We start from the raw sequence: 25,150 nt of genomic DNA, 5'->3' as shown, positions 1-25,150 counted from the left end.
CTTCCGCCCCGTCCGCCACCGAGGACTCCGATTGCGCCCCTCATTCAGGCCCACCGCACTCGCCCTGCTGATCTCGGCAGCCGCCACCGGCACGCTGACTCTGTGGGCCGTGGCCACGGCCCCCGATTCGGTACGGACCCCGCTGGCCTGGGGCGCGGGCGCGGCCGCCGTGCTGCTGAGCGTCTGCGTGGCCGTCACCGTCCACACCCTGGGTGCCGCGCGCACCCTGCGCTCCCTGCGGGCCGCCGACAGCCAGCGGTTCACCTCCGAGACCTCGCGCCTGGTCTCCGCCTCCGCCGCCGAGGCCCAGCGCTTCACCGCGGAGACGGCCAGGATCAAGGCCGCCGCCTCCGCCGAGACCGCCCGGGTCACCGCCGAGGCCCGCGCCGAGAACGAGCGGATCGCCGCGGAGGCCGCCACCGAGCGGTCCCGGCTCTCCGTCACCGTCGACCGGCTCACCGCCCGCGCCACCCGCGCCGAGACCGAGCGGTCCGCCGCCGTCGCGGCCTGCGCCAACGCGGCCGGGCGCATGCAGGCCCTGGCCACCAGCATGCTGGCCGACCTGCGGGAGATGGAGCACCGGCACACCGACGAGTCCGTGCTCGGGGACCTGCTCTACCTCGACCACCGCACCGCCCAGGCGGGCCGGCTCGCCGACTCCATCGCCGTACTGACCGGGGCGCGTTCCGGGCGGCGCTGGGCCAAGCCGATCGTCATGGAGTCGATCCTGCGCGGCGCGATGGGCCGCATCGGCAGCTACCAGCGCGTCCGCCTCCACTCCACCAGCGATGTCGCGATCGCCGGGCACGCGGCCGAGGGCGTCATGCACGCGCTCGCCGAACTCCTCGACAACGCGGCCAACTTCTCGCCGCCCACCGCCGAGGTCCACGTCTACGTGGAGGAGGTCCCGGCGGGCATCGTCATCACCGTCGAGGACAGCGGCCTGGTCATGAGCGAGGTGCAGCTGCGCCGCGCGGAGAAGGCCGTCTCGGCCGAGAACCAGGACCTCACCAACCTCTCCGGCACCCGGCTCGGTCTCGCCGTCGTCGGCCGGCTGGCCCGCAAGCACGGACTGACGGTCTCCTTCCGGCCCTCGGCGCGCGGCGGTACCGGCGCGCTGATGATGCTGCCGCAGGACCTGATCTCGCGGGTGACCGCTCCGTCGCCCGGCCCGGCCGCCGCACTCCCGGCCGGCACCGCCGCCTCCGCGTCCGCCGAGCCGGAGCCGTCCCACGCCTCCGCCGAGGGCACCGGCGCCTCCGACGCCGCGCCCACGGCCCGGTCCCTCGCCGGCGACGACACCTCCTCGTCGCCCTCCCCGGCGGGAGAGCCGACGCCGCAGTCGGAGTCCGAATCCACCGGCACCGTGCCCGCGCTCGGCGAGAGCGGCCTGCCCAAGCGCCGCCGCGGCCGCACCCTGGCCGCCGCAGAGTCCCGTACCGGCAACGCCACCCCCGGCAGAGCCGAAACCCCCCGGGCCCGTACCACCGACCCGAAGGTCCAGGCAGCGCGCTTCAGCACCTTCAGCCGGGCCGTACGTGCCAACTCCCCGCACCCGGAAGGCAACACCCGATGACCGCGACCACCGACGAGAAGCTCAACTGGCTGCTGGAGGGGCTGCTCGACCGCACCCCCGGAACCCGCCACGCCCTCGTCCTGTCCCGCGACGGCCTCAAGCTGTGCCGCACCCCCGAGCTCTCGGTCGACCAGGCCGACCAGCTGGCCGCGATCTCCGCCGGGATCCAGAGCCTCTCGCACGGCGCGTCCATCGAGTTCGGTGACGGCACCGGCGGCGTACGCTCCGCGATGGCCGAGTTCTACGGCGGTGTGCTGTTCATCGTCGAGGCGGGCGCGGGCGCCCACCTGGCCGTCGTCGCCGACGAGGAATCCGACGTGGGCCTGGTGGGCCACAACATGAGCGAGCTCGTCGAACAGCTCGGCGAACACCTCGTCGCCCCGCCGCGCACACCCGCGGCAGAGAGTCCGGCCGTATGACGACGGCGCCCCGCCCCCGCCCGGGCCGCGACGACGATCCGGACCGGCTGTACACCCTCACCGGGGGACGCAGCCGCTCCGACTCGGCCGCCTTCGACCTGGTGACCCTCGTCGTCGCCGAGTGCGACCCGGCCCCCGGCATGCAGTCGGAGCACGTCGCGATCCTGCGGATGTGCCTGGGCCCCACCGCCGTCGTCGAGATCGCCGCGAACCTGAGCCTGCCGGTCAGCATCGTCCGCATCATGCTGTGCGACCTGCTGGACACCGGCCGGATCAGCGCCCGCCACCCCCGTACCGCCCGTGTCGCGGACCGGCTCCCCGACCCCGACATCCTGGAACAGGTGCTCGTTGGACTCCGCAACCTCTGACCGCGCCACCCTGAGCGACACCGCGGACAACGGACTCAAGATCGTTGTCGTCGGCGGCTTCGGGGTCGGCAAGACCACCATGGTCCGATCCGTGAGCGAGATCCGTCCGCTCAACACGGAGGAGACGATGACCCGCGCGGGCGAGGCCGTCGACCACCTCGACGGCGTGCAGGCCAAGTCGTCCACCACCGTGGCGTTCGACTTCGGCCGCATCACCCTCGACGAACGCTCGGTGCTGTACCTCTTCGGCGCGCCCGGACAGGAGCGGTTCTGGTTCCTGTGGGACCGGCTGTTCTCCGGCACGCTCGGCGCGGTCGTCCTGGTGGACACCCGCCGGCTCGCCGACTCCTGGTACGCCATCGACCGCCTGGAGCACCACGGCACGCCGTTCATCGTGGCGTGCAACGACTTCGGCGGCCCGCTCCACAGCGAGCAGCAGATCCGCGAGGCCCTGGACCTCGCGGACGACGTGCCGCTGGTGGAGTGCGACGCCCGGGACCGGTCCTCCAGCAAATACGTGCTCATCACGCTCGTGGAGCACCTCGCCGCGCTCTCCGCGGCCCGCCTGCTCGCCGCCCCCGGGGCGGCGCTCGCGGCGGCCGCCCCGACCCCGGAGCCCGCCCCGTGACCACCACCTCCGGCTGCCCCGTCACCCACGGGTCCGTACCCCTGTCCGGGCCCCGCTTCCAGAGCGACCCCATCCAGCTCTACCGGGAGATGCGGCGCGACCACGGCGCCGTCGCCCCGGTCGTGCTGGACGGCGACGTGCCCGCCTGGCTCGTCCTCGGCTACCGCGAACTGCACCAGGTCACCGGCGACCCGGTCCTCTTCAGCCGGGACTCCGAGCTGTGGAACCAGTGGGAGCGCATCCCCGACGACTGGCCGCTGCTGCCGATGATCGGGCGCAAGCAGCCCTCGATCCTCTACACGGTCGGCGAGCGCCACAGCGTCCGCGCGATGATGATCAGCAACGCGCTGGAGGGCGTCGACCCGTTCTCCCTGAAGCGGTACGCGGAGGAGTTCGCGGACGAGCTGATCGACCGGTTCTGCACCAGGGGCGCGGTCGACATCATCGCGGAGTACGCCAAGCTGCTCCCCGCCCTGGTCCTGGCCAGGATCTACGGCTTCTCCGACGAGGAGGCGTACCCCCTGGTCGGCGCGATCAACGACATGATCGACGGCCGGGAGCGGGCGCTGGCCGGACAGCAGCACCTGGGCACCTCGATGTTCCAGCTGCTGGCCGACAAGCACGCGGAGCCCGGCGACGATGTCGCCACCCGGATGATCGCCGACCCCGGCGGGTTCACCGACGAGGAGGTCGCCCAGGACCTCATGGTGATGATGGCGGCCGGGCACCAGCCGACCGCCGACTGGATGGGCAACTCGCTGCGCCTGATGCTCACCGACGACCGGTTCGCCGCCTCGCTCTCGGGCGGCCGCCACAGCGTCGCGGAAGCGATGAACGAGGTCCTCTGGGAGGACACCCCGACGCAGAACGTGGCGGGCCGCTGGGCCGCCCGCGACACCCACCTGGGCGGACGCCACATCCGCGCCGGTGACCTGCTGCTCCTCGGCCTCGCCGCCGCCAACGGGGACCCGCAGGTGCGGACCGACGGCTCGGCGCTGACCGGCGGCAACAACGCCTTCCTCTCCTTCGGGCACGGCGAGCACCGCTGCCCGTTCCCGGCCCAGGAGACCGCCGAGGTCATCGCCCGTACCGGCATCGAGGTCCTGCTGGACCGGCTGCCGGACGTGGACCTCGCCGTCCCCGCCGAGCAGCTCACCCGCCGCCCTTCGCCGTGGCTGCGCGGTCTGACGGACCTGCCGGTGATCTTCACACCCACGCCCGCCCTCGGCAGACCCGGAAGCCTCGGAGGCCCCGCATGACCCGCATCGCGCTCGACCCCTTCGTCAGAGACCTCGACGGCGAGGGCGCCGCGCTGCGGGCGGCCGGTCCACTGGCCGAGGTGGAGCTGCCGGGCGGGGTGCACGTCTACGCGGTCACCCGCCACGCGGAGGCCCGCGCGCTGCTCACCGACAGCCGGGTGGTCAAGGACATCAACGTCTGGAACGCCTGGCAGCGGGGCGAGATACCGATGGACTGGCCGCTGATCGGCCTGGCCAACCCGGGCCGCTCCATGCTGACGGTCGACGGGGCCGACCACCGCCGGCTCCGTACGCTGGTGGCGCAGGCGCTCACGGTGAAGCGGGTGGAACGGCTGCGGGCAGGCATCGAGGCGCTGACGCACGCGAGCCTGGAGAAGCTGGCCGCGCTCCCGGCCGGGCAGCCGGTGGACCTGAAGGCGGAGTTCGCCTACCCGCTCCCGATGAACGTGATCAGCGAGCTGATGGGCGTGGACGCGGCGGACCACCCGCGCCTCAAGGAGCTGTTCGAGAAGTTCTTCTCGACACAGACGCCGCCGGAGGAGGTCCCGCAGATGATGGCGGACCTGGGCGCCCTCTTCACGAAGATCGTCAACGACAAGCGGACGAACCCCGGCGACGACCTGACGAGCGCCCTGATCGCGGCCTCGGAGAACGGCGACCACCTCACCGACGAGGAGATCGTCAACACGCTGCAACTGATCATCGCCGCCGGACATGAGACCACGATCAGCCTGATCGTCAACGTGGTGGAGGCGCTCCAGACCCACCCGGAGCAGCGCAAGCAGGTCCTCAACGGCGAGATCCCGTGGGACGGCGTGATCGAGGAGACGCTGCGCTGGAACACCCCGACCTCCCACGTCCTGATCCGCTTCGCCACGGAGGACATCGAGGTGGGCGACAAGGTGCTGCCGAAGGGCGAGGGCCTGATCATCTCGTTCGGCGCACTGGGCCGGGACGAGGAGCAGTACGGCCCGACGGCGGGCGAGTTCGACGCCACCCGCACCCCGAACCGCCACATCGCCTTCGGCCACGGCCCGCACATCTGCCCCGGCGCGGCCCTGTCCCGCCTGGAGGCGGGCATCGCGCTCCCGGCGCTGTACGAGCGGTTCCCGGAGCTGGAGCTGGCGCTCCCGGCCGCCGAGCTGCGCAACAAACCGATCGTGACGCAGAACGACCTGTACGAGCTGCCGGTGGAGCTGGGCTGCCCGTTCGGCCACGACGCGTAGATTCCCTCGCAGACGTACGTCCACGGGTCGGAGTGCGCGTCTCACCGGACGGACACGGTTGCTGAGCCGTGCCACCGAGGGGCTACGCTCCGACTCGTGGCCGACATCCAGATTCCCGCTGACATCAAGCCCGCCGACGGACGCTTCGGCGCCGGTCCTTCCAAGGTGCGGACGGAGGCGCTCGACGCGCTGGCCGCCACCGGCACCTCTCTCCTCGGTACGTCCCACCGCCAGGCCCCGGTCAAGAACCTGGTCGGCGAGGTGCGCGACGGTGTACGCAGCCTCTTCTCCCTCCCCGAGGGTTACGAGGTCATCCTCGGCAACGGCGGCTCCACCGCCTTCTGGGACATCGCGACGCACGGTCTGATCGAGTCGAAGTCCCAGCACCTGAACTTCGGTGAGTTCTCCTCCAAGTTCGCCAAGGCCTCCAAGCTCGCGCCCTGGCTGGCCGACCCCACCGTGATCGCCTCCGACCCGGGCACCCACCCGGACCCGCGGGCCGAGGCGGGCGTCGACGTCTACGCCTTCACCCACAACGAGACGTCGACGGGTGTCGCGGCGCCGGTCAAGCGCGTCGCGGGCGCCGACGAGGGCTCCCTGGTCCTGGTGGACGCCACCTCCGGTGCGGGCGGCCTCCCGGTCGACATCACCGAGTCCGACGTCTACTACTTCGCCCCGCAGAAGTCCTTCGCCTCCGACGGCGGCCTGTGGATCGGCGTGTTCTCCCCGGCCGCGCTGGAGCGCGCCGCCCGCGTCCACGCCTCGGGCCGGCACATCCCGGAGTTCTTCTCGCTCCCGACGGCGATCGACAACTCCCTGAAGAACCAGACGTACAACACCCCGGCACTGGCCACCCTCTTCCTGCTGAACGAGCAGCTGAAGTGGATGAACACCCAGGGCGGCCTGGACTTCACGACGGGCCGCACGGCCGCGTCCTCGGGCCACCTCTACGGCTGGGCCGACGAGTCCAAGTACGCGACCCCGTTCGTCACGGACCCGGCGAAGCGCTCGCAGGTCATCGGCACGATCGACTTCGCGGACGAGATCGACGCGGCGGCCGTCGCCAAGGTGCTCCGCGCCAACGGCATCGTGGACACCGAGCCCTACCGCAAGCTGGGCCGCAACCAGCTGCGCGTGGCGATGTTCCCGGCGATCGACCCGGCGGACGTGCAGGCGCTGACGGCGTGCGTCGACTACGTGATCGAGAAGCTGTAGCTCTTCGCTTCTCCCACGGCCGTACGGAGACGGCCCGGCACCCGCGTGGGGTGCCGGGCCGTCTCTGCTTCACGCGACCGGGTGGCACCCGCCTCCATCGGTGCCGAGGTCACCCCCGATGTCACCGAGCGGGTGCGGGCGGGCCGCCCGAAACGCTGAGGGCGGGCCGGACGCGGGGAAGGGCCGGGGTGCGCCACTAGGGTGCCGCCCATGAGCTCCCCCGTACCTCCCGCCACCCCCGCCTCCCATGTCCCGTACACCGGAGGCGAGAAGGAAAGCCTCCACACCAGCCTCGACCGGCACCGGGACGTGGTGCTGTGGAAGCTCGAAGGGCTGGACGACGAGCAGCTGCGCCGTCCGATGACCCCCACCGGGACGAATCTGCTGGGCCTGGTCAAGCACCTCGCGACCGTCGAATACGGCTGGTTCTGCTCGCCGTTCGGCCAGGCGACCGAACCGTTCTGGTTCGACCCGGTGACCGAGGACATGGCGGCCGGCCCCGATGAGACGACCGCCGACCTCCTCGCCTTCTACGCCCGCGCCCGCGCGGCCGCCGACGCCTCGATCCGGAAGACGGATCTGGAGACGACGGGCACCGTCTGGGACGGGCGGGTCGTGTCGATGCGGTGGGTGCTCATCCACATGCTGGAGGACACCGTGCGGCACGCCGGGCACATGGACATCGCGCGGGAGCTGATCGACGGCGCGGTGGGCACCTACCCGGGCGCCGACTGACCGAGCCCGGCCCTCACTCCCCCGGCGCCGCCGCCAGCACCGCGCGCAGGGCTGCTATCCCCGCCAGCCACTCCGCCTCCGCCCCGGCCTCGGCCCACAGGTCCAGCGGCTCCGCGTTCGCCGCCGCCGCCCGGTCCAGGGCGCGGACCGCCAGCGGGCGCAGGTCGGCCGGGAGCGGGGGCAGCGGGTCCTTGGGGCCGTACGCGGTGGTGACGGGCTCCCCGCCGGGGCACTGGGCGGCGACCAGGGCGGCGGCCGCCACCGCCTCCTCGCCGCTGTCGAGATAGTCCTGCGGGGCGGTGCCGGCGGCGGCGGTCAGGACGGCCCGGAGCACATCCGCCTTCTTCTCCGGCTCGGCGTCGTCCACCCGCCCGCCGAAGTCGGCCGCGGTGTCGTTGTCGAAGTGCCCGATGTCCCAGGCGCCCATGGGGTCCCCCTCTGTCTCTGCCTCAGCGTTCTGCGTCGGTGTCCCCATCCTCACAGCCACCACTGACAACCGGCCTCCGCGCCAGCACGAACCCCTGCGGCGCCCGCTCCGGGAACGGCCCCTCCGTCTCCCGCTCCTTCCGCAGCACGGCCCGCACCTCCAGGCCCGCCGCCCCCAGCAGTGCGGCCATCCGCTCCGGCTGCCGCCGGTGGAAGACCAGCGAGATCTCATGGCCCCAGGCCTCACTCATCCGCAACGGCTCGTCGCCGACCTGGAAGCCGAGCTGTACCGGGGCGCCCGGGCCAGGACGCGGTGGAACTCGGCGAAGGCGCGCGGCAGGTCCTCGTCCGGGACGTGGATGGTGGAGTACCAGGCGAGCAGCCCGCCGAGCGACCCGTCCGGCAGATCGAGGCCGAGCATGGACCCCTCCTCGAAGCGCAGCCCCGGGTGCTCCTCCCGCGCCACGGCCAGCATCCGGGGCGCGAGGTCGATCCCGAACACGTCGAGTCCCCGGCCGAGTCCGTGCAGATGCCCCGTCACCCGGCCGGTCCCGCACCCCACATCGGCGACGGGGAGCCCGCCTCCGTCGGCGGCGGCCAGCTCGGCGAAGGCGGCGAGCACGGACCGCTCCACCGGCTTCGCCGCCAACTCCTCGCGGGAGAAGGCGGCGTAGTCGGGGGCGAGGGTGTCGTAGGAGGTGCGGGTGGCGCGGAGGAAGGCGGGTTCGGTCATGGGGAGGGACTCTAGGGCGTTCCTGTCACGGGGACGTCAGGGCTTCCCGGACCAGGGGACCTCAGGACCTCCGGCTCTCCCCTCACCGACTCAGCCGCCGGAACCTCCGTACCGCCAACGGCAGGAAGACCAGCGTGATCACCAGCGGCCACACCACCGCCATGAGCAGCCCGAACGCACCCGCCGCCGCGGCTGCCCCGCCACCCGCGCGCCAGCCGATCAGCAGCGCCGTGGCGGCCAGGATCGCCAGCTCGGCGACGGCGACCACCAGGTCGGCCACCCCGCGTCCGGAGGCGAAGGCGGAGGGGGCCATCGGCATGGACCGGAAGCGGTCGACGACCCCCTGCTTCTCCGGTCCGCTCCGGGCTTCCCCGACGGGCCCGATAGCGAATCGAGTACACCGCATCCCAAACTGAGTACGGTGTACCTAGATACGAGTACGGCGTACCCACATTCCCTCCGGCGCACTACGCTGCCCCCATGGCGAAAGACGGATCGACTGCGGCGGCGACGGACGGCACCACGACCGGGAGCGGCGACATCGCCCGCAGCCTGGAACTCCTGTGGGGCACCGGGGACCGCCCCAGCCGGGGCCCCAAACCGGGCCTCACGCTGGACCGGATCGTCACGGCCGCCGTCGCCGTCGCGGACGCGGAAGGGCTCTCCGCCGTCTCCATGCGCCGGCTCTCCACCGAGCTCGGCACGGGCACGATGTCGCTCTACCGGTACGTCCCCGGCAAGGCCGAACTCCTGGACCTGATGCTGGACCGGGTGCTGGGCGAGCCCCTGCCCGCCGCACGTGAGGGGGCGGTCGGCGCCCCCCAGGGTCCGGCCGGCGGCTCCGAGACCGGAGGCAGCGGCTCCGAGACCGGAGGCAGCGGCTCCGAGACCGGAGGCAGCGCTTCCGGCGAACGGGACGGCGGACCCGGCCACCGGGACAGCGCCCCCGGCGACTGGCGGGTGGCGATCGACACCATGGCCCGGACCTACCTGGAGAACCTGCGCCGCCACCCCTGGCTGCTGAAGATCAACCAGGCCCGTACGGTGCTCGGCCCCAGCGCCCTGCGCGGCCTGGAGCTCGCCCTCACCGCGCTGCGGTCCATGGGGCTGCGCGACCCCGAGCTGATCGGCGTGATCATCACGGTCAACAGCTTCGTCGAGGGCCTCGCCCGCACCCAGGCCGACGCGGCGGAGGCGGTGGCGCAGACCGGGCTGAGCGACGAGGAGTTCTGGGCGAGCCAGCGCCCCTACCTGGAGCGGGCCATGCTCAGCGGTGGGTACCCGGTGATGGCGGGGATGTCGGAGGACACCTTCAGCGCCGGCTTCGACCACTTCACGTTCGGGCTGGACCGGCTGATCGCCGGTTTCGAGGCCTTGGTGGCGGAGCGGACGGCGGCCCCGGCGGCGAACCCGGCGGAGGTGGCCCCGGTCCCCGCCGCGGACCGGACATGACAACACGCCCTGCCCATGCCCCAATGGGTAGATGGACGCCAGCCGGGAGCTAGCCCCCTTCGTGAAGCAGTACGCCGTCCTGCTGAGCACCCGCCGGCAGGACGGCACCCCCGTCGGCACCCCCGTCAACATCGCCGTCGAGGGCGATCACGCCTTCATCCGTACGTTCTCCTCCGCCTGGAAGGTGGAGCGGATGCGGAACCACCCGAAGGTGGAACTCGCCCCCTGCACGGTCCGGGGCAGACCCACGGGACCCCAGATCAGCGCCCACGCACGGCTGCTGCGGCCCGGCACGGAGGAGAACACGCACGCGGCGCGGATGCTGTCGCGGAAGTACCCGGTCGTGCAGGGCGTGCTCGTCCCGCTGGTGCACCGGCTGAAGCGGGACAGGACGCTGCACTACGAGGTGTGGCCGATGACGAACGGCGACTGAGGCCGTCCACGGCACCCGTGAGCCTCACCCCTGCCCCCGCTTCCGCCGCAGCGCGAACCACAGGGCCCCCGCCCCCACGATGATCACCGCACCGAGCCCGACGCTGCCCTTGCCGTCACCGTCCTCGCCTTCACCCGCCCCGTGGGCCGGGCTCCCACTCCCGCTCCCCGAGGGCTTCCCCTTCTCCGTACCGCCCCCCGCCGGCTTCCCGCCCCCCTCGACCTCCACGCGCACGACACCGCTGCGCACACCCTCGGAGCCGAACATCAGGGCCGAGCCGTCCGCCGTGTACGTCACCGACTCCGCCTGCCGCTGGAAGGGCGCGGCGACCGACCGGCTCTCCCCGAGGCGGCCGTCCCGGAACTCGTACACCCGGGCGCTGAAGTACGAACGCAGCACCAGCGATCCCCCGTCGGGCGAGAAGGCCCCGTCCGTCACCCACGGCACCTCGCCGACCCGCCGGAAGGTGTTGACGGACCCGGTGGTGAGCTCGGCGGGCCCTTCGTAGAGCCCGCCGCCGTCCTCGTTCTTGGACGCGATGTAGACGCGCCCGGTCTTGGGGTGGACCATCAGCGACTCGGCGTTGCGGGCCCCGTCGGCGTACTTCACGTCGTACTGGACGGCGGTGACGGTGGCGTCGCGCAGGGTCTTGGGCTCGGGAAAGCGGTAGATCCAGACGTGGGACCAGGTCCCGTCCAGGTTGTCCCCGATGTCACCGACGTAGATGTCCCCGTCGGGCCCGATCGAGATGCCCTCCACATCACGCGGCTCACCGATGCCCCGCATGGTGATGGTCGCGACGGTCTTCCCGGTGCGGGAGTCGACGGCGAAGACGTAGGGGCCGTCGTCGCTGTCGTTGTGCGTCCAGTAGACGCCGGGGTGCAGACGGCTTGCGGCGAGGCCGCTGGACTCGGTGATACGGGGGTCCTCGATGGTGAAGTCACGGTCGGGCTCCCCGTCGGCGGCGACGGCGGGGCAGGCGGCCCCCAGGAGGAGCAGCAGGGCTGCGGCGGGAACGGCGAGACCTGCCGGACGGCTCGGATACGGACGCATGGCCCAAGTGTCCACGGTCGCGGCCCCGTCCACGGCCCGGCCCGGTCCGCGCCCCCGGCCCCGGGCCCGGCTGCTGAAGGGCCCACCCCCGTCCAGCTCGGGGCCCACCGCCGCCCACCCCACCGTGTCCATCGTCACGTCGCAGGCCACAGCCGTGATCGGCCATGATGACGCCATGCGTTTTCTCCCGGTCGGCGACTCCATGACCATCGGCGCCACCGGCGACTTCACCTGGCGCTACCGCCTGTGGCAGCACCTTGAGGCGGTCTGCCCGACTCCGTACGAGATCGTCGGCCCGCGCACGACGCTGTACGACCCCGAGGCGAACGCCCCGCTCTCCCACGCGTACGCCGACCCGTCCTTCCCGCCCGACGCGCGCAGGCACCTGGCGGGCTGGGGCGAGGGGTGGCTGCACATGGCCCCGGCGATCGCGGACGCGGTGCGCGAGGCGGAGGCGGACGTGCTGCTGGTCTCGCTGGGCCTGATAGACCTCGGGTTCTACACGGACGCCGAGCAGACGGCGGCCAACGCCCGCGCCTTCATCGAGGCGGCCCGCACGGCCAACCCGCACATCCGGATGGTGCTGCTCCCGGTGATACCCAACGTCCGGGCCGACTCGGACGCCCCCTTCGCCGCCTCCTGCGCCCGCTTCAACGAGCTCCTGGCCAAGGCCGTGGCGGACCTCGGCACCCCGGCCTCCCCGCTCCTCCTGGCCTCGCGCCCGCCGGGCTACGACATCCACACGGACACCTACGACGGCACCCACCCGGGCCCGACCGGCGAACACCTCCTCGCGGCCGCCTTCGCCGACGCGATGCACCAGGCGTGGGGTCTGGGCGGGCGGTACGCGCGCCGGCCGACGCTCGTCGGCGGCCCGGTCACCGCGGAGGGCTGACCCGCCCCGACGCCGGTTCCCACACCGAGCAGTCGTGCGCGAAGAACACCCGCCCCGGATCGAACGCGGCCAGCCGGTCCATCCAGGGCGGGTAGGGCGGAAGCGGCTCCGCCACCCCGTCGCGTACGGCACGGCGGGCGAGTTCGTGGGAGGCGTGGTGCGAGGCGAAGTCGTGGGCCTGCCCGGCGAGCACGACGACCGTCCCGTCCGCCCCGTCCCCCTGCCGGACGACGAGCGACTGGTGGCCATCGGTGTGCCCGGGGGTCGGCACGATCCAGACCCCGGGCCAGATCTCGGCCTCGCCGGACAGCTCCTCGTAGCGGGCACCGGGAAAGTCGACGAGGGCGTCGATGGTGTACCCGCCCCTGCGCGCGGCCGCCAGCTCGGTCTCCTGCACGAACACGGGCACGCCCGCCAGCAGGGGGTTGCCACCGATGTGATCGAAGTGGAGGTGGCAGTTGACGACGACGCTCACGTCCTCAAGTGCCGTACCCACGGCGGCCAGTGCAGCCTGCAACGGCCGTCGCCGGGGCCGGTAGTGCGCGTCGGCCCCCGGGTCCCCGGCGCCGATGCCCGTGTCGAAGAGGAGCCGTCCGCGCTGATGCTCCACCAGGTAGGCGAGCACCGGTTCGACTCGGGGGTGCGGCCCACCGGCCTCGACTGCGGGCCGCACGAAGAAGCCGAGATCGAGGCGATGCACGGTGACGGCAGCGGTCTCGGTCACGGCCCGGGCCCCGGGCCCGGCTTCCCTCCGGGTCACGGCCGGGGTCCCGGCTTCCCTCCCGGTCACGGCCATGGGCCCGGCTTCGCTGCCGGTCACGGCCCGGGTCCCGGCACCGCCCCCGGTCTCGTTCGTACGCTGCTGCGTCATGCAGCCAGCCTGGCAGCTGGGCGGGTCGGTGTCGGGGCGCTCTGCCGACAGCAGAGCCGGAGTGGCCGCACCGAGACCGGCGCATCCACCCGCGCTTCGACGGCCGCGTCTTCAGCGCCACCGAGGTGAAGCACGGCAATCCCGCGCCTGGTCTGTTCCTCCACGCGGCGCGGTGGATGGACGTCGCGCGCGAAGTGTGCGCCGTGGTCGGGGTGTGCGCCGTGGTCGAGGACAGCCGGTACGGTCTTCAGGCTGCCCGGACCGGCGGGATGCGCGCCTTCGCCCACGGGGGAGGCATGGCTCCCCCGCACCCTCTCGAAGGCCCCGGCACCGTCGTCGACGACATGCGCGCCCTGCCCGGCCTCGTCGCCGGCCGGTGACCGCCTTGTGTCTCCTCCCCCTCACCCCACCCTCTGCGACCCCAGCATCGTCAGTGCCAGCTGCGTCAGCTCGCCGGAGACCTCCTCCGGGCGGGCCCGGCGGGAGCGGCGGGTGTGGTGGGCCATCAGTTCGTGGACCGTGCCGACCATCACCATGACGTCCACGCGGTGGTCCCGGTCCTCCGCCTCGCCCCGTTCCACCGCCCGCTCGGCCTCCCCCGTGAGGAACTCGGTCCACAACGCCCGCCAGAGCTTGCAGTGCTCGTCCACCACCGCGCTGACGCCCAGCACCTCGACGAAGGTCACCCGGGCCTCGCGCGGGTCCCGGGTGACGGCCTCCACGTACGCGTCGAAGAGGCGCCGGACCCTCTCCCCGATCCCGCACTCGTCGATCCCCTCGGAGAGCAGGGCCGCCTCCGCGGCCCGGAGGCCGATGGTGGTGACGCGGTTGTGCAGGGCGATGAGCAGGCCCTCTCGTGTCCCGTACTCCTGCCGGAGCGCCTCGGGGGTGACCCCGGCCGCCTCGCACAGGTCCGCCTCGGAGGTCTCCCGGTAGCCGACGACTCCGTACAGCTCCCGTGCGGCGTCCAGCAGTTGTTCCCTCGCCTGGGTACGGGCCTGGTCACCGGGCCCTGTCCGCTGAACCGCCCAGCCATCAGCCACCGGTCCTCCTTCAGCGCAAGGTGCGGGAGAGGGCCTCGGCACCTCTTCACGAACCGCCGCCCCATTGTGCTCGCCCCGAGGGCCGCCGGAGTGCCGCGCCACACCCGTACAGCGCAACGCTGTCAAGCCGAAACGCTTCTTCGCCGCACGATTCACCGCCGGGTACCTCCACCGCCTCTTCCGGGCCGCGCTTGACCCTGACCCACGGGTCAAGGGTCGGCGTCACCGCACCCGCCGCCCCTACCCTTCCCGCGTGCGCGCGCCGCCCGCCGCCCGGCTCACCGAAGCCGCGCCCGACGGCATCGACGTCCTCGTGGACACCGTCGGCGGTGAACAGCCGGCGGCGGCCGTCGGCGCGACCCGGCAGGGGGCGCGCTCGGCCTTGGTCGGGGCGTTGTCCGGGCAGATGTCGGCACGGCGGGCGGGAGGCAGCGCGCCGGTGTGGACCGACCCGTTCCGCATCGTCGTGCAGGGCCTCTCGCCGCGCCGTCACAGCGGTGCGCCCCCGGCATCGAGGAGGAGTGGACCGAACGGTTCGGGGACCTTTGTCCCTGGCCGGTCGCCTCCACCTCCTCACCGAGGGCCCGCCGCCCCGGTGCGGGTCCCCCCGACGCCCCGGCGGGCCCCGGTGCGGGGGGCGTCGGCCGCCGCCTGGCCACCCTCGACGCCGGGATCGATCACCTCACCCGGCTCCGCGCGGAGCTGGCGCGCCGGGTGTTCGGGGAGGCGTAGCGGGCCCGCCCGGCGACTCCACCCGTCCGAGCCACACGGTCAGCAGTCGCTCCAACTGCGCCGCCTCCTCCGGCTCCAGCGCGTCCAGCAGGTTCCGCTCGTTGTGCATGTGCTCGGTGAACGCCCGGTCGATCAGCGACCGGCCCGCCGGGGTGAGCGCGACCACCCGCCCCCGGCCGTCCGCCGCCGAACGGCGCCGGGTCACCAGGCCGGCACGCTGGAGGCGGTCGATCCGTTTGGTCATCGCGCCCGTGGTGACCATCGTGTGCGCGGCCAGCGCGCCCGGTGCCCGCTCGAAGGGTGCCCCGGCCCGGCGCAGTGTGGCCAGGACGTCGAACTCGCCCTCCGACAGGCCGTGGGCGGCGTAGACCACGTCGAGACGGGCGGTCAGGAGGTGGCCCAGGCGGTGCAGGCGGCCGATGACGGCCTGCGGGGAGACGTCCACGTCCGGGCGCTCCCGCGCCCACTCTGCCTGGATGCGGTCCACGTGGTCGGGTTCCGCGTCTTCCGGAGCCGCATCCCAGAAATTACCTTCCATGGAAGGCATAATAGCTTCCATGGAAGGTAATCTGAAATGGTCGCTGGTCACGGCGGTGGCTCCCGTGGCCTGGGGCACGACCTATTTCGTCACGCGCGAGTATCTGCCCGAGAGCCACCCCCTGTACGGCGCCGCCTTCCGGGCGGTTCCCGCCGGGCTCCTCCTCCTGGCCCTCTGCCGGAAGCTGCCGCAGGGGAGTTGGTGGTGGAAGTCCCTGGTGCTCGGCGCGCTGAACATGAGCGGCTTCTTCGCCCTCGTCTACGTGGCGGCGCAGCGCCTCCCCACCAGCCTGGCGTCGATCATCATGGCCCTCGCACCGCTGTTCATGATGATGCTCGCCTGGCCGCTGGTCGGTGAGCGGCCCGGCCGGAAGCACCTCGCCGGTGCCCTGACCGGCGTCGGCGGCGTCTGCCTGATGGTGTTCACGGCCGCCGGTTCGGTGGACGCGATCGGGGTGCTCGCCTCCGTCGGGGCGATGGCGATGTCCTCGTACGGCTACGTCCTGGCCAAGCGGTGGAGCGGCGAGGTGGACGTACTCGCCGCCACCAGCTGGCAGTTGCTCGGCGGCGGGCTGCTGCTCGTGCCGGCCGCGGCCCTGGTGGAGGGCGCGCCGCCCGCCCTCGACGGCCCCGCGCTCCTCGGTTTCGCCTACCTGGCCGTGGTGGCGACCGCCGTCGCCTTCGCCGCCTGGTTCCTGGGGCTGAAGCACCTGCCGGCGGGGACGGTCGGGCTGCTGGGACTGCTCAACCCCGTGACGGGCGTGCTGCTGGGGCTTCTGCTCGCCGGGGAGAGCCTGTCCGGCCGACAGGTCGTCGGCCTGGTGCTCACGCTGTGCGGCGTCGTGCTCGGCCAGCGCGCCGCCCGCACCCCCGCACCACCACCCGAGGCCCCCGAACCCTCCGAACCACCCGGGCCCCCGACCCCCTCCGAGCACCCCTCCCACACCCACCGCTCACCGTGACGACCGCCCGGCCCACCCACCGGGCGCGCCCCCTCACCGCGACCTCCCGAGACTCACCCCTTGACCGTGAACTCCGCCCGCAGCAGCACCTCGTCCCGCGACGACGGCCCCACCAGCAGCTCGAAGCGCCCCGGCTCCACCACGCGCCGCCCCTTCGCGTCCACCAACGTGCATGCTGCGACCGGAAGGTCGATCACCACCTGGCGTGACTCCCCCGGCTCCAGGGCCACTTGCTCGTACGCCTTCAGCTCCTTCTCCGCCCAGGTCACCGAGGTCACGGTGTCACTCACATACACCTGGACCGTCTCCAGCGCGGGCCGGGCACCGGAGTTGGTGAGCGTCACCCGCGCCCGTACGGTCTCGTCCGGCTCGACGACCGCCGTCAGCAGCTCCAGACCGGTGTACGTGACCGTCGTGTAGCTCAGCCCCTCCCCGAATGCGAACGCCGGGTTCTGGGTGAGGTCCGCGTACCGCGTGCCGTGCTGGCCACGCACCTGGTTGTAGTACGTCGGCTGCTGCCCCGCGTGCCGGGCGAAGGAGAGCGGGAGCCGGCCGGTCGGTTCGATCAGCCCGAGAAGCAGCTCCGCCACCGCCGTACCGCCGAGCATCCCCGGGTTGGCCGCGTACACGATCGCCGCCGCACCGAGCGCGGACGGCGGCAGCACCAGCGGCTTGGAGCTGATGACCACGACGACCAGCGGCTTGCCGGTCGCCGCCAGTGCGTCCAGCAACGCGACCTGGTCGCCGACGAGTTCGAGGGTGGCGGTCGACTTGCCCTCACCGATCAACTCGATCCGGTCACCGACGACCGCGACCACATGGTCGGCGGCCTCCGCGGCGGCGACCGCCTCACCGATCAGGGCCGGGTCCGGCGCGGCCGGGACGACGACCTCGGGGCGGGGCTGCCCGTCGGGGAAGAACTCCCCCTCCGGGTCGGGCCCGACGTCCAGGATGCGGGCGCCGGGGGCGTACGAGACGGTCCAGTCGGCGGGCACCTTGTCGCGGAAGCCGTCGAGGACGGTACGGATCATGGCGCGCGGCTGCCCGTCGGGGAGCCAGTCCGCCTGCCCGGAGGAGCCCGCCCAGTCCCCCAACTGGGTCTGCGCGTCATGAGCGTTGGGACCGACGACGGCCACGGTACGAGGACCGGGCCCCGTGGCCCGCCCTTCCCCGGCCCGCTCCAGACCGCCCGCCAGCGGCAGCGTGCCGTCATTGGTCAGCAGCACCAGCGAGCGCCGGGCCGCCTCCAGGTTGAGGGCGGCGTGCTCCGCGCTGCCGATGAACTCGGCCTGCCGGGCGGCGTCGGGGTGGCGGGGGTTCTCGAAGAGGCCGAGCTCGAACTTGAGCGTCAGGATGCGGCGTACGGCGGCGTCGATCTCCGCCTCCGTGAGCGCGCCCTCCGCCACCGCCTCCTGGGCGCCCTCGAAGAACTTCGACGTGGTCATCACCATGTCGTTGCCCGCGCGGACCGCCGCCGCCGAGGCCTGCGCGTAATCGGCGTAGATCTTCTGCTCCCACACCATGCGGCCGACGTTGTCCCAGTCGGTGACCAGCGTGCCGGTGTAGCCCCACTCGCCGCGCAGCACCTCGCCGAGGAGCCAGTCGTTGACGGTGATCGGCACGCCGTCCATGGACTGGTAGCCGAGCATGAACGTCCGGCACCCCTCCTTGGCGACCCGCTCGAACGGCGGCAGGAACCATGAGCGCAGCTTGCGCCGGGAGATGTCGGCCTCGCTCGCGTCCCGCCCGCCCTGGGTCTCGGAGTACCCGGCGAAGTGCTTGGCGCAGGCCAGGATCGCGGTCGGGTCGCCGAGCCCCTCACCTTGGTAGCCGCGCACCATGGCGGAGGCCAACTCGCCGATGAGATGAGGATCTTCGCCGAAGGTCTCACTGACCCGGCCCCACCGCAGGTCCCGGGTGATGCAGAGGACCGGCGAGAACGTCCAGTGCACGCCGGTCGCCGCGACCTCCACCGCCGTCGCCCGCGCGATCCGCTCCACCAGGCCGGTGTCCCAGGTGGCCGCCATGCCGAGCTGCGTCGGGTAGATCGTCGCGCCCTCCCAGAAGGAGTGCCCGTGGATGCAGTCCTCCGCCACGAGGAGCGGGATGCGCAGCCGGGTCTTCTCGGTGAGGGCGGCGGCCTCCAGCACACGCTCGGGCGAGGCGTGCAGGATCGACCCCGCGTGCAGGTCCTCCACGAGGTGCCGCACGCCCTCCTTGGCGTTGAGCTGGAGCATCTGGCCGACCTTCTCGGGCAGCGTCATGCGGCCCAGGAGATCGGTGACCCGGTCCGCGACGGGGAGCGCGGGGTCGAGGTACGGCGGCAGGAGGCCCACGGGAGTTCCTTTCACGACGGCACTCCGCAGTACCGTACGCTCAATACCGACCGCTTGGTAAGTATTGGAATGGTAAGTATTCGTCCCTGTGAGAATCTGGGGCGGAGCACCGGCCCCCACCAGGAGAGGGCTCGGCGGCAGCGCGGGGCGGAACGAGAGAGGCGTCCGATGACAGCGGGTGAACGCGCGTGACCTCGGAAACGCGGCGCGGCTACGCCAAGGGCCGGGCCAAGCGGATCGAGATCCTCGACCAGGCCATGACCCTGTTCGGCGAGGCGGGCTACCGGGGCGCCTCGCTCCGGGTCATCGCCACCCGCTGCGGCATCTCCCACCCGGGCCTCCTGCACCACTTCCCGACGAAGGAGGCCCTGCTCCTCGCGGTGCTCCAGCGACGCGACGACGTGGACGACGAGTGGCTGGCGCTCGGCGTCACCCGGGGCGTCGACCATCTGCGCCGGCTGGTGGACCTCGCGGAGCTGAACGCCAAGCGGCGCGGGATCGTCGAGTTGTTCTCGGTGGTCGCGGCGGAGGCCACCTCCCCCGACCACCCGGCCCACGCGTACTTCGAGGCCCGCTACCGTACGTCGGTCGCCAACACCGAACACGCCTACGCCCAGGCCCGGGAGGCGGGCGAACTACGCGACGGCGTCGAACCGGCCGCCGCCGCGCAGCAGTTGATCGCCCTGATGGACGGCCTCCAGATCCAGTGGCTGATCAGCGGCTGCACGACGGACATGGCGGGCGTCCTGCGAGCCCATGTACAGGCGCAGTTGACGGTACGGTTCTGAGCTGCGGCCCACCCGGGAGGGCTCGCCGCGGGAGGGCTCGCCGCACCGGGTTCAGGCGCTCACCCGCTCAACGCCCCGCCGGTCCGCGAGCCACGCCATCCCCAGGCAGTACAGCGGCGCGAAGACGAACTCGACGACCATGGCCTGCCAGGGCGCGTCGGCCGCCGTCCCGGTGGAGGAGAGTTCGCCGAAGCCGGCCGCGAGGCCGAAGGCCAGCAGGTTGTTGGCGACGTGGAGGGTGATCACCGCCTCCAGGCCGCCGGTGCGGATCACCAGCCAGCCCCACCACAGCGCCGAGTAGAACAACAGGATGAACCCGCTGAGCTGACCGAACCCGTGGGCCAGGGCGAAGAGGAGCGACGCGACGACGACGGCGGGCCACGGCGACCGTGCGGTCCGCCCGATCACCTGGACGAGCCAGCCCCGGAAGACGTACTCCTCGGCCGCCGCCTGGAACGGGACCAGCGCGCCCAGCACGGCCAGGCTCACGAGAAAGGCGGTCCAGCCGGGGAAGCCGTCCCCGGCCGGTTCGGCGGACTCCTCGCCCCAGGTCCACGCGATCATGACGCCGAACTGGACGATGATCAGCGGAAAGGCGACGGCGGCGCACAGCCCCAGCCACTTCCACCGCAGCCGCCCGACGACCGAGGAGACGGTCCCGGCCGGGCGCCGGCCCAGGTAGCGGGCGCCCCAGAGCACGATCGGTATCCCGATGGCGATGCCGATGAGCTGGAGGGCCATGTCGGCCACGGGGTCCTCGAAGAACACCTCGCTGTCCGCCGCCGTGGGCCCCGCGTCCAGCACCTCCGCGAGGACGGCCCCGATCCCGGTGACGACGACGATGCCCACGACGACCAGGAGCAGGACGAGCGACAACTCCCCGAGCCACCCGAACCTGCCGCCCACCCCGTTACGCCCCTGCTGGTCGTAGCGGGCCCCGGCCTCGGCCCGCACGGGCCCGGGCGGGGGTGGTACGGGGCCGTGCGGAGGCACCTGCCACCCCTGCTGCCAGCCGGGGCCGGGTCCGGGGCCTTGCGGCCAGGCGGATCCGTCGGAGGCGGACGGGGGCGGGGGCGGGTCCCAGGGCGAAGGAGGTATGTCAGGTTTCACACCAAGGATCTTGCTGGCGCCCGGCACCCCGGGTCAATGCGCCATCGCCCCGCCGAGGGTGTCTCCAGGACGTCATGGCGCAGGGACGCACCTCCTGCACGGTCCACCCGTGTTTGCGCAGCACGCTGCTCGCACAGTGCAGCAGCGACCCGACGGGCGGCTACCCGACGCCGGGAACGACCAGTGCGACACGGTCGGGGTCACCGTCGAAGCGGGTGGGAAGGGCTTGGGAAGGGCTGAGGAAGAGGAGGCTGCGGCGACAGAGGCATCAGGCATGGCGGCAGGCCAACCGGGAGGCAGGCACGGGCCCCAGTCCCGTCCGCCCTGTCCGTCCACCCGGCCGTTCACCTGCCTGCCCTCCGCCTGCATGCCCTCCGCCTGCCCGCCTGCCGGAACGGCGCGTCAGACCACGGCGCGTCAGACCACGGCGAGCCGGTCCACCAGCAGTTCCACCCGCCGTTCGGTGTGCTCCGGCGGTAGCCGTCCCGCCCGGGCCAGGGTGGCCAGCCCGTGGAGTGCAGCCCAGAACACCTCGGTGAACAGAGCCGGGTGGACGCCGTCCCCGGCGACCTCGCCGAGGGTCTCCAACAGGGCGGCGAAGGCGTCCTTGAGCGGCTCCGGAGTCTCCTCGGCCGCGAAGGCCAGGCCGCCGTCGAGCTGGAACATGGCGTCGTAGACCGCCGGGTTGCGGTCGGCGAAGTCGAGGTAGGCGCGGGCGAGGGCGGTGACCCGGTCGCGAGGGCCGTCCGCCGCGGAGGTCGCGGCCCGCAGCGCCACGGCCATCTCGGCAGCACCCGCAAGGGCGACGGCGCCGATGATCTCGCGCTTGCCGCGGAAGTGGCTGTAGAGCACGGGCTGGCTGTACTCGATGCGCTCGGCGAGCCGACGCGTGGTGACCGCGTCCCAGCCCTGCTGCTCGGCTAGTTCACGGGCCGTCGCCACGATGAGGCGCTCACGGCTCTCCCGTTCCCGGGCCTTGCGTTCCTGTACCGACATGATTCGATCCTAGCACCGCTAGACAACGAAGCATCGACAGGTCTAGCGTTGCCACATCACCTAGCGCCGCTAGATTCCAGTCTCGGAAGGGGCCACCATGCTCAACGCACTAGAGGTCTTCACCACCGTGATCGTCGGCCTGATGGTGGGTGTGGAGTTCTCCGTCGCCTTCGTCATCAACCGGATCCTCGACGCACTCCCCGGCGACAACGGCCTGCGCGGCCGCGCCCATGGGGGCCGGATGCTCGGAGCAGTGATGCCGTTCTGGTACATCGGGTCGCTCGTCCTGAGCGCGGTATGGGCCATAGCCGGATGGAACACCGAGGGCACCGGCCTCGTCGTCATCGCCGCCGCGCTGCTGATCGTGAGCGTGATCATGTCGATTCTGCTGCTCGTCCCGATCAACAACCGGGGCAAGACGTGGACCCCCGAGAACGCGCCCGAGGACTGGAAGGAGCAGATGAACCGCTGGGACCGCTACCACTTCATCCGCGTCGCGGTCATCATCGCCGCCTTCACCCTGCTGGTCGTCGCACGCGGCTGAGGGTCGAACCACTCCCGTACCTCCGCCTCAGTGGAGGGCCGTCGGGTGTGCCGGCGCCGGATCTCAACGTCACGCCAGGCCGAGAGGGACGCGGAGGCGTCCCGCACCTCCCAGAGCAGCAGCAGACCACCGGAGGCGGTGAGCACGGGCTGAGGGAAGCGGCGAGCGAGCCGGCGGAGATGACGGGCGGCGTCGAGAGGGCGCGAGGGCGAGTCACGCGGCCATACCCGGCGACGGACCCGCCCCCTCACCGCTCACCTCCGCCAGAACAGGTGGTGCGTCACCCCGCTCGGGCTGGGGACGGCCTCCAGGTGGAACCGGTCGAGAAGCTCGTCGGGCGAGTCCCAGAGCCGTAGCCCGGTCTCCAGCTTCACCGGCGCGACCACCACGTGCAGCGCGTCGACGAGGTCGGCGTCGAGGAACTCCCTGATGGTGGTGACCCCGCCCCCGAGCCGCACATCCTTGCCCTGAGCCGCCTCCCGGGCCTGCGCGAGCACATCGGCCGGGTCGCCGCCGACGAAGTGGAACGTGGTGTCGGAGAGCGTGAACGAGGGGCGCTCGTGGTGGGTCATGACGAACACCGGCGTATGGAAGGGAGGCTCCTCGCCCCACCAGCCGCGCCACGCGTGGTCGGGCCAGGGCCCGCGCTGGGGACCGAACTTGTTCCGTCCCATGATCTCGGCGCCGATGTTGCGCTCGAAGTCCCGCGTGAAGTAGTCGTCCAGCCCCCGGCTTCCCCCCGCCTCCGTACGCATCGGCCAGCTCGCCGTGGCGCCGGCCCACGAGAACAGCCGCCCCGGGTCGACATGCCCGAAGGGGTGCTCAAGGGTCTGGTCCTCACCGGCCGCGACCCCGTCACTGGAGACGGTGAAGTTCTGGACTCTCAGCAGCTGAGCCATGTGTTCCTCCTACGTTGTCGACGACGGTACGAAGACGTGCCGAACCGGGAAAACTCATCGCGCGCACCACACAACGCCGGAACGGCCCGGCCGCGACCGGCCGTAGAAGCGCTGCCGACACCGATGCTGCCAGCCACCTCTGACAACGGCCCCCACCCACGCCGCGTGGCCCACTCCCTCCCCGGCACCGCCCACGCGATCCAAGTTCGCCGACACCTTTCGCACGCTGGAGGCCAAGGCGCGGAGTACCGACTGATCCGAGCGCCGCCGAAGAGACTTGGCGCACCGCGAAGCACCGACCGGTCAGACGGGATCGGTGAAGGAGACGGGTTTGCCGGCGCCGCGGGCGTACGTGATCTCCCGCCTCGTGGACTCACCGATGTACCCGCCGGGGTTGACCACCAGAACCCGGTCGGCCAGGTCGATCTTCCGCAGGTGGAGCGCGTCCAGAGCGGCCTTCTGCTCGCCGGTGATCCTCTCGCCTGTTTCGCGGTCCCCGGAGTGGGCGAAGACGCCGGGTGCGACGACGATGACGCCGGCGAAGGTCAGCTCCCGGTTGGCCGCGAGCATCTCCTCCGCGAACCGGGTGGAACCACAGATACACACGATCTCGGGCCGGTCGGGCACGTCTCAGTCCTCCAGGTGGAACGGCATAACCACCAGCGCACGCACGGAGGTTACGGACAGCCCACCACAGCAGCCACGACCGACCCCTCCAGCAACACGCCTCACAAGCCACCCCCCTCCGCGTCCGCGGCGGCTCCGTCCACCGCAACGGCCGCAAACCGCTCCCGCCACGGCGGAGGTTCGGGCACTGCCTCGGCCCGGGCCTGCGCATCGGCCCAGAAGGCGCGTTGCTCCTCCCGGTAACAGGGCCCACAGGTCGTGGCCCACGGAACATGAGGCCGGAACAGGTGCTCCTCGCCCGGCCCGGCGCAGGCGATCAGGGCCGGTGGCGGCGGGGGCGGCTCCGACGCAGGCCCGCTCTCGGGGGCGGCGGGCAGCTTCTCGCGGAGCCGGTGCGCCAGGAACCCCACCGCCGTCCGCACCCCCTCCGACGGCAGCCCGCTGCACAGGACCCGGCGCAGATCCGCAGCGGTGACGCCGCGCCGTAGCCACTCGGCGGCGAGCCCGGCGAGGGTACGGGCCTCACGCACGCCGAGATGGAGTTGGCGCTGCTCGTGGCGGAGGGAGAGCAGTACGCGCTCGGCGGCGGCCACTTCAGGCCCGTCGGAGGACCCACCAGGAAGCTCCTCGCGAGGCCCCCAGGAGGCCCCCTCAGCCCCGTCGGCCCCTTCCGGCTCACCCCCACCCTCACTCTCAGCCTCGTCCACGTCCTCGCCCGGACTCGCTTCGGTGGGTGGGTGGGATGCGTTATTCCCCAGTTCTTCGCCTGCGGGTAATAGACCACCGGCCACCCGAGGACTCGGAACACCGACCGTCGGAATGTGCGCACCCGGAGCGGAGGCCGTGCCCAGCAGCTCGTACCCGTCGGCCGGGATTCCGGCCCGCACTCGCGCGGCCTGGTCCTCCGTCAGCGGGGAGTTGGAGAAGACCTGCACGGTCCGCCACCGCCCACCGGCGACGGACTCCCGCTTCTCATGGAGGTAACCGCTCGCCACCAGCTCGGACTTGGCCTTCTGGTACCGCCGCCCGGTGATGTGAAGGGCACGGGCGTGCTCACTGAGGGCCTTGTCACGATCGCCTTCGGGTAGCCCCTGCACGTAGATGACCAGAATCTTCGCGTCGCTGCCCAGACGCGACTGTCGTACAAGGCCGTTGGGGACCTTCGTGTAGCCCCGAGGGGGCGGGATAACATGCGACAGCATCGCGGGTGGACCTTTCTCTGTTTATCCACTGGTGGTGAAGGTCCCCGGGCCGGTGCTCGAACACCGCCGGGGGCCGCTCCATACG

The 25,150-nt window shown here is 72.3% G+C and carries 25 protein-coding genes and 3 pseudogenes; 15 read left to right on the top strand and 13 right to left on the bottom strand.

The annotated features are described in order from the left end of the window. The first annotated feature begins 31 nt into the window (after positions 1-31). From D6270_RS19565 to D6270_RS19525, 8 genes are all read left to right on the top strand, one after another. Positions 32-1,576: a sensor histidine kinase gene (locus D6270_RS19565; RefSeq protein WP_109164269.1), complete on the top strand. Its 1,545-nt coding sequence runs from the start codon at positions 32-34 to the stop codon at positions 1,574-1,576. After that, positions 1,573-1,995, top strand: coding sequence for a roadblock/LC7 domain-containing protein (locus D6270_RS19560; protein ID WP_109164270.1), 423 nt, complete (start codon positions 1,573-1,575; stop codon positions 1,993-1,995). Before D6270_RS19565 ends, D6270_RS19560 begins: the two co-directional genes overlap by 4 nt. After that, positions 1,992-2,363 (top strand): DUF742 domain-containing protein, encoded by a 372-nt coding sequence (locus D6270_RS19555; protein WP_109164271.1) that lies wholly within the window; start codon positions 1,992-1,994, stop codon positions 2,361-2,363. The genes D6270_RS19560 and D6270_RS19555 overlap by 4 nt, the downstream gene beginning before the upstream one ends. Beyond that, positions 2,344-2,991 carry a GTP-binding protein gene (locus D6270_RS19550; protein WP_109164272.1) on the top strand — a complete coding sequence of 216 codons (648 nt, stop codon included), beginning with the start codon at positions 2,344-2,346 and terminating at the stop codon, positions 2,989-2,991. Before D6270_RS19555 ends, D6270_RS19550 begins: the two co-directional genes overlap by 20 nt. After that, positions 2,988-4,250 carry a cytochrome P450 gene (locus tag D6270_RS19545; protein ID WP_109164273.1) on the top strand — a complete coding sequence of 421 codons (1,263 nt, stop codon included), beginning with the start codon at positions 2,988-2,990 and terminating at the stop codon, positions 4,248-4,250. Before D6270_RS19550 ends, D6270_RS19545 begins: the two co-directional genes overlap by 4 nt. Next, on the top strand, positions 4,247-5,476 hold the full coding sequence (locus tag D6270_RS19540; RefSeq protein ID WP_109164274.1) for a cytochrome P450 family protein: 1,230 nt from the start codon (positions 4,247-4,249) through the stop codon (positions 5,474-5,476). The genes D6270_RS19545 and D6270_RS19540 overlap by 4 nt, the downstream gene beginning before the upstream one ends. 96 nt (positions 5,477-5,572) lie before the next feature. Beyond that, positions 5,573-6,691, top strand: a complete 1,119-nt coding sequence (gene serC / locus D6270_RS19535; protein ID WP_109164275.1) for a phosphoserine transaminase — start codon at positions 5,573-5,575, stop codon at positions 6,689-6,691. Positions 6,692-6,901: 210 nt separating this feature from the next. Next, positions 6,902-7,426 (top strand): DinB family protein, encoded by a 525-nt coding sequence (locus D6270_RS19525; protein ID WP_109164276.1) that lies wholly within the window; start codon positions 6,902-6,904, stop codon positions 7,424-7,426. 13 nt (positions 7,427-7,439) lie between these two features. Here the strand turns inward: D6270_RS19525 and D6270_RS19520 are convergent, their stop codons facing one another. From D6270_RS19520 to D6270_RS19510, 3 genes and pseudogenes are all read right to left on the bottom strand, one after another. Continuing rightward, positions 7,440-7,853, bottom strand: a complete 414-nt coding sequence (locus D6270_RS19520) for a DUF4259 domain-containing protein (protein ID WP_109164277.1) — start codon at positions 7,851-7,853, stop codon at positions 7,440-7,442. Between the two features lie 22 nt (positions 7,854-7,875). Then, positions 7,876-8,585 (bottom strand): annotated as a pseudogene (locus D6270_RS19515) (class I SAM-dependent methyltransferase). A gap of 82 nt (positions 8,586-8,667) precedes the next feature. Then, a pseudogene (locus D6270_RS19510) lies at positions 8,668-8,931 on the bottom strand (ABC transporter permease); the annotation flags it as partial. 134 nt (positions 8,932-9,065) lie between these two features. Here D6270_RS19510 and D6270_RS19505 point away from each other — a divergent pair. After that, on the top strand, positions 9,066-10,037 hold the full coding sequence (locus D6270_RS19505) for a TetR/AcrR family transcriptional regulator (protein ID WP_109164279.1): 972 nt from the start codon (positions 9,066-9,068) through the stop codon (positions 10,035-10,037). Between the two features lie 31 nt (positions 10,038-10,068). Next, positions 10,069-10,470, top strand: coding sequence for a PPOX class F420-dependent oxidoreductase (locus D6270_RS19500; protein ID WP_109164280.1), 402 nt, complete (start codon positions 10,069-10,071; stop codon positions 10,468-10,470). A 24-nt stretch (positions 10,471-10,494) separates the two neighbouring features. On the opposite strand, the gene D6270_RS19495 is transcribed toward D6270_RS19500, so the two are convergent. Continuing rightward, positions 10,495-11,523, bottom strand: coding sequence for an SdiA-regulated/phytase-like domain-containing protein (locus tag D6270_RS19495; protein ID WP_109164281.1), 1,029 nt, complete (start codon positions 11,521-11,523; stop codon positions 10,495-10,497). 175 nt (positions 11,524-11,698) lie between these two features. Here D6270_RS19495 and D6270_RS19490 point away from each other — a divergent pair, with 175 nt between their 5' ends. Continuing rightward, positions 11,699-12,418, top strand: coding sequence for a GDSL-type esterase/lipase family protein (locus D6270_RS19490; protein WP_109164282.1), 720 nt, complete (start codon positions 11,699-11,701; stop codon positions 12,416-12,418). Here D6270_RS19490 and D6270_RS19485 read toward each other — a convergent pair. Continuing rightward, the gene (locus D6270_RS19485) at positions 12,402-13,118 is read right to left on the bottom strand and encodes an N-acyl homoserine lactonase family protein (protein WP_225977070.1); all 717 of its coding nucleotides are present in this window, start codon (positions 13,116-13,118) and stop codon (positions 12,402-12,404) included. The genes D6270_RS19490 and D6270_RS19485 overlap by 17 nt on opposite strands. 254 nt (positions 13,119-13,372) lie before the next feature. On the opposite strand from D6270_RS19485, the pseudogene D6270_RS19480 reads away from it, so the two are divergent. Continuing rightward, positions 13,373-13,669: pseudogene (locus D6270_RS19480) on the top strand (HAD family hydrolase); the annotation flags it as partial. Positions 13,670-13,690: 21 nt separating this feature from the next. Here D6270_RS19480 and D6270_RS19475 read toward each other — a convergent pair. Next, a complete protein-coding gene (locus tag D6270_RS19475; protein ID WP_109164283.1) occupies positions 13,691-14,332 on the bottom strand; it encodes a TetR/AcrR family transcriptional regulator in 642 nt (213 codons plus the stop codon). Between the two features lie 682 nt (positions 14,333-15,014). Beyond that, positions 15,015-15,602, bottom strand: coding sequence for a MarR family winged helix-turn-helix transcriptional regulator (locus D6270_RS19465; protein ID WP_109164284.1), 588 nt, complete (start codon positions 15,600-15,602; stop codon positions 15,015-15,017). 19 nt (positions 15,603-15,621) lie between these two features. On the opposite strand from D6270_RS19465, the gene D6270_RS19460 reads away from it, so the two are divergent. Further along, positions 15,622-16,563: a DMT family transporter gene (locus tag D6270_RS19460; protein WP_204117086.1), complete on the top strand. Its 942-nt coding sequence runs from the start codon at positions 15,622-15,624 to the stop codon at positions 16,561-16,563. 53 nt (positions 16,564-16,616) lie between these two features. Here D6270_RS19460 and D6270_RS19455 read toward each other — a convergent pair whose 3' ends face one another. Continuing rightward, complete coding sequence (locus tag D6270_RS19455) at positions 16,617-18,899, bottom strand: exo-beta-d-1,3/1,6-glucosidase (protein ID WP_109164285.1); 2,283 nt, start codon at positions 18,897-18,899, stop codon at positions 16,617-16,619. Between the two features lie 188 nt (positions 18,900-19,087). Here D6270_RS19455 and D6270_RS19450 point away from each other — a divergent pair, with 188 nt between their 5' ends. Continuing rightward, on the top strand, positions 19,088-19,687 hold the full coding sequence (locus D6270_RS19450) for a TetR/AcrR family transcriptional regulator (RefSeq protein ID WP_109164286.1): 600 nt from the start codon (positions 19,088-19,090) through the stop codon (positions 19,685-19,687). A 51-nt stretch (positions 19,688-19,738) separates the two neighbouring features. Here the strand turns inward: D6270_RS19450 and D6270_RS19445 are convergent, their stop codons facing one another. Further along, positions 19,739-20,641: a CPBP family intramembrane glutamic endopeptidase gene (locus D6270_RS19445; RefSeq protein ID WP_109164287.1), complete on the bottom strand. Its 903-nt coding sequence runs from the start codon at positions 20,639-20,641 to the stop codon at positions 19,739-19,741. 573 nt (positions 20,642-21,214) lie between these two features. After that, the gene (locus tag D6270_RS19435; protein ID WP_109164288.1) at positions 21,215-21,793 is read right to left on the bottom strand and encodes a TetR/AcrR family transcriptional regulator; all 579 of its coding nucleotides are present in this window, start codon (positions 21,791-21,793) and stop codon (positions 21,215-21,217) included. 97 nt (positions 21,794-21,890) lie between these two features. Here D6270_RS19435 and D6270_RS19430 point away from each other — a divergent pair, with 97 nt between their 5' ends. Continuing rightward, a complete protein-coding gene (locus D6270_RS19430; protein ID WP_109164289.1) occupies positions 21,891-22,337 on the top strand; it encodes an anthrone oxygenase family protein in 447 nt (148 codons plus the stop codon). A gap of 254 nt (positions 22,338-22,591) precedes the next feature. On the opposite strand, the gene D6270_RS19420 is transcribed toward D6270_RS19430, so the two are convergent. The 3 genes from D6270_RS19420 to D6270_RS19410 form a co-directional block, all read right to left on the bottom strand. After that, positions 22,592-23,236 (bottom strand): dihydrofolate reductase family protein, encoded by a 645-nt coding sequence (locus D6270_RS19420; RefSeq protein ID WP_109164290.1) that lies wholly within the window; start codon positions 23,234-23,236, stop codon positions 22,592-22,594. Positions 23,237-23,539: 303 nt separating this feature from the next. Further along, positions 23,540-23,863: a hypothetical protein gene (locus tag D6270_RS19415; protein ID WP_109164291.1), complete on the bottom strand. Its 324-nt coding sequence runs from the start codon at positions 23,861-23,863 to the stop codon at positions 23,540-23,542. A gap of 101 nt (positions 23,864-23,964) precedes the next feature. Continuing rightward, on the bottom strand, positions 23,965-25,065 hold the full coding sequence (locus D6270_RS19410; protein WP_109164292.1) for a hypothetical protein: 1,101 nt from the start codon (positions 25,063-25,065) through the stop codon (positions 23,965-23,967). Positions 25,066-25,150 lie beyond the last annotated feature (85 nt).

The organism is Streptomyces griseus subsp. griseus, assembly GCF_003610995.1.
In the GTDB taxonomy this organism is placed as follows: domain Bacteria; phylum Actinomycetota; class Actinomycetes; order Streptomycetales; family Streptomycetaceae; genus Streptomyces.
This window is presented reverse-complemented; position numbering and strand designations above follow the sequence as displayed.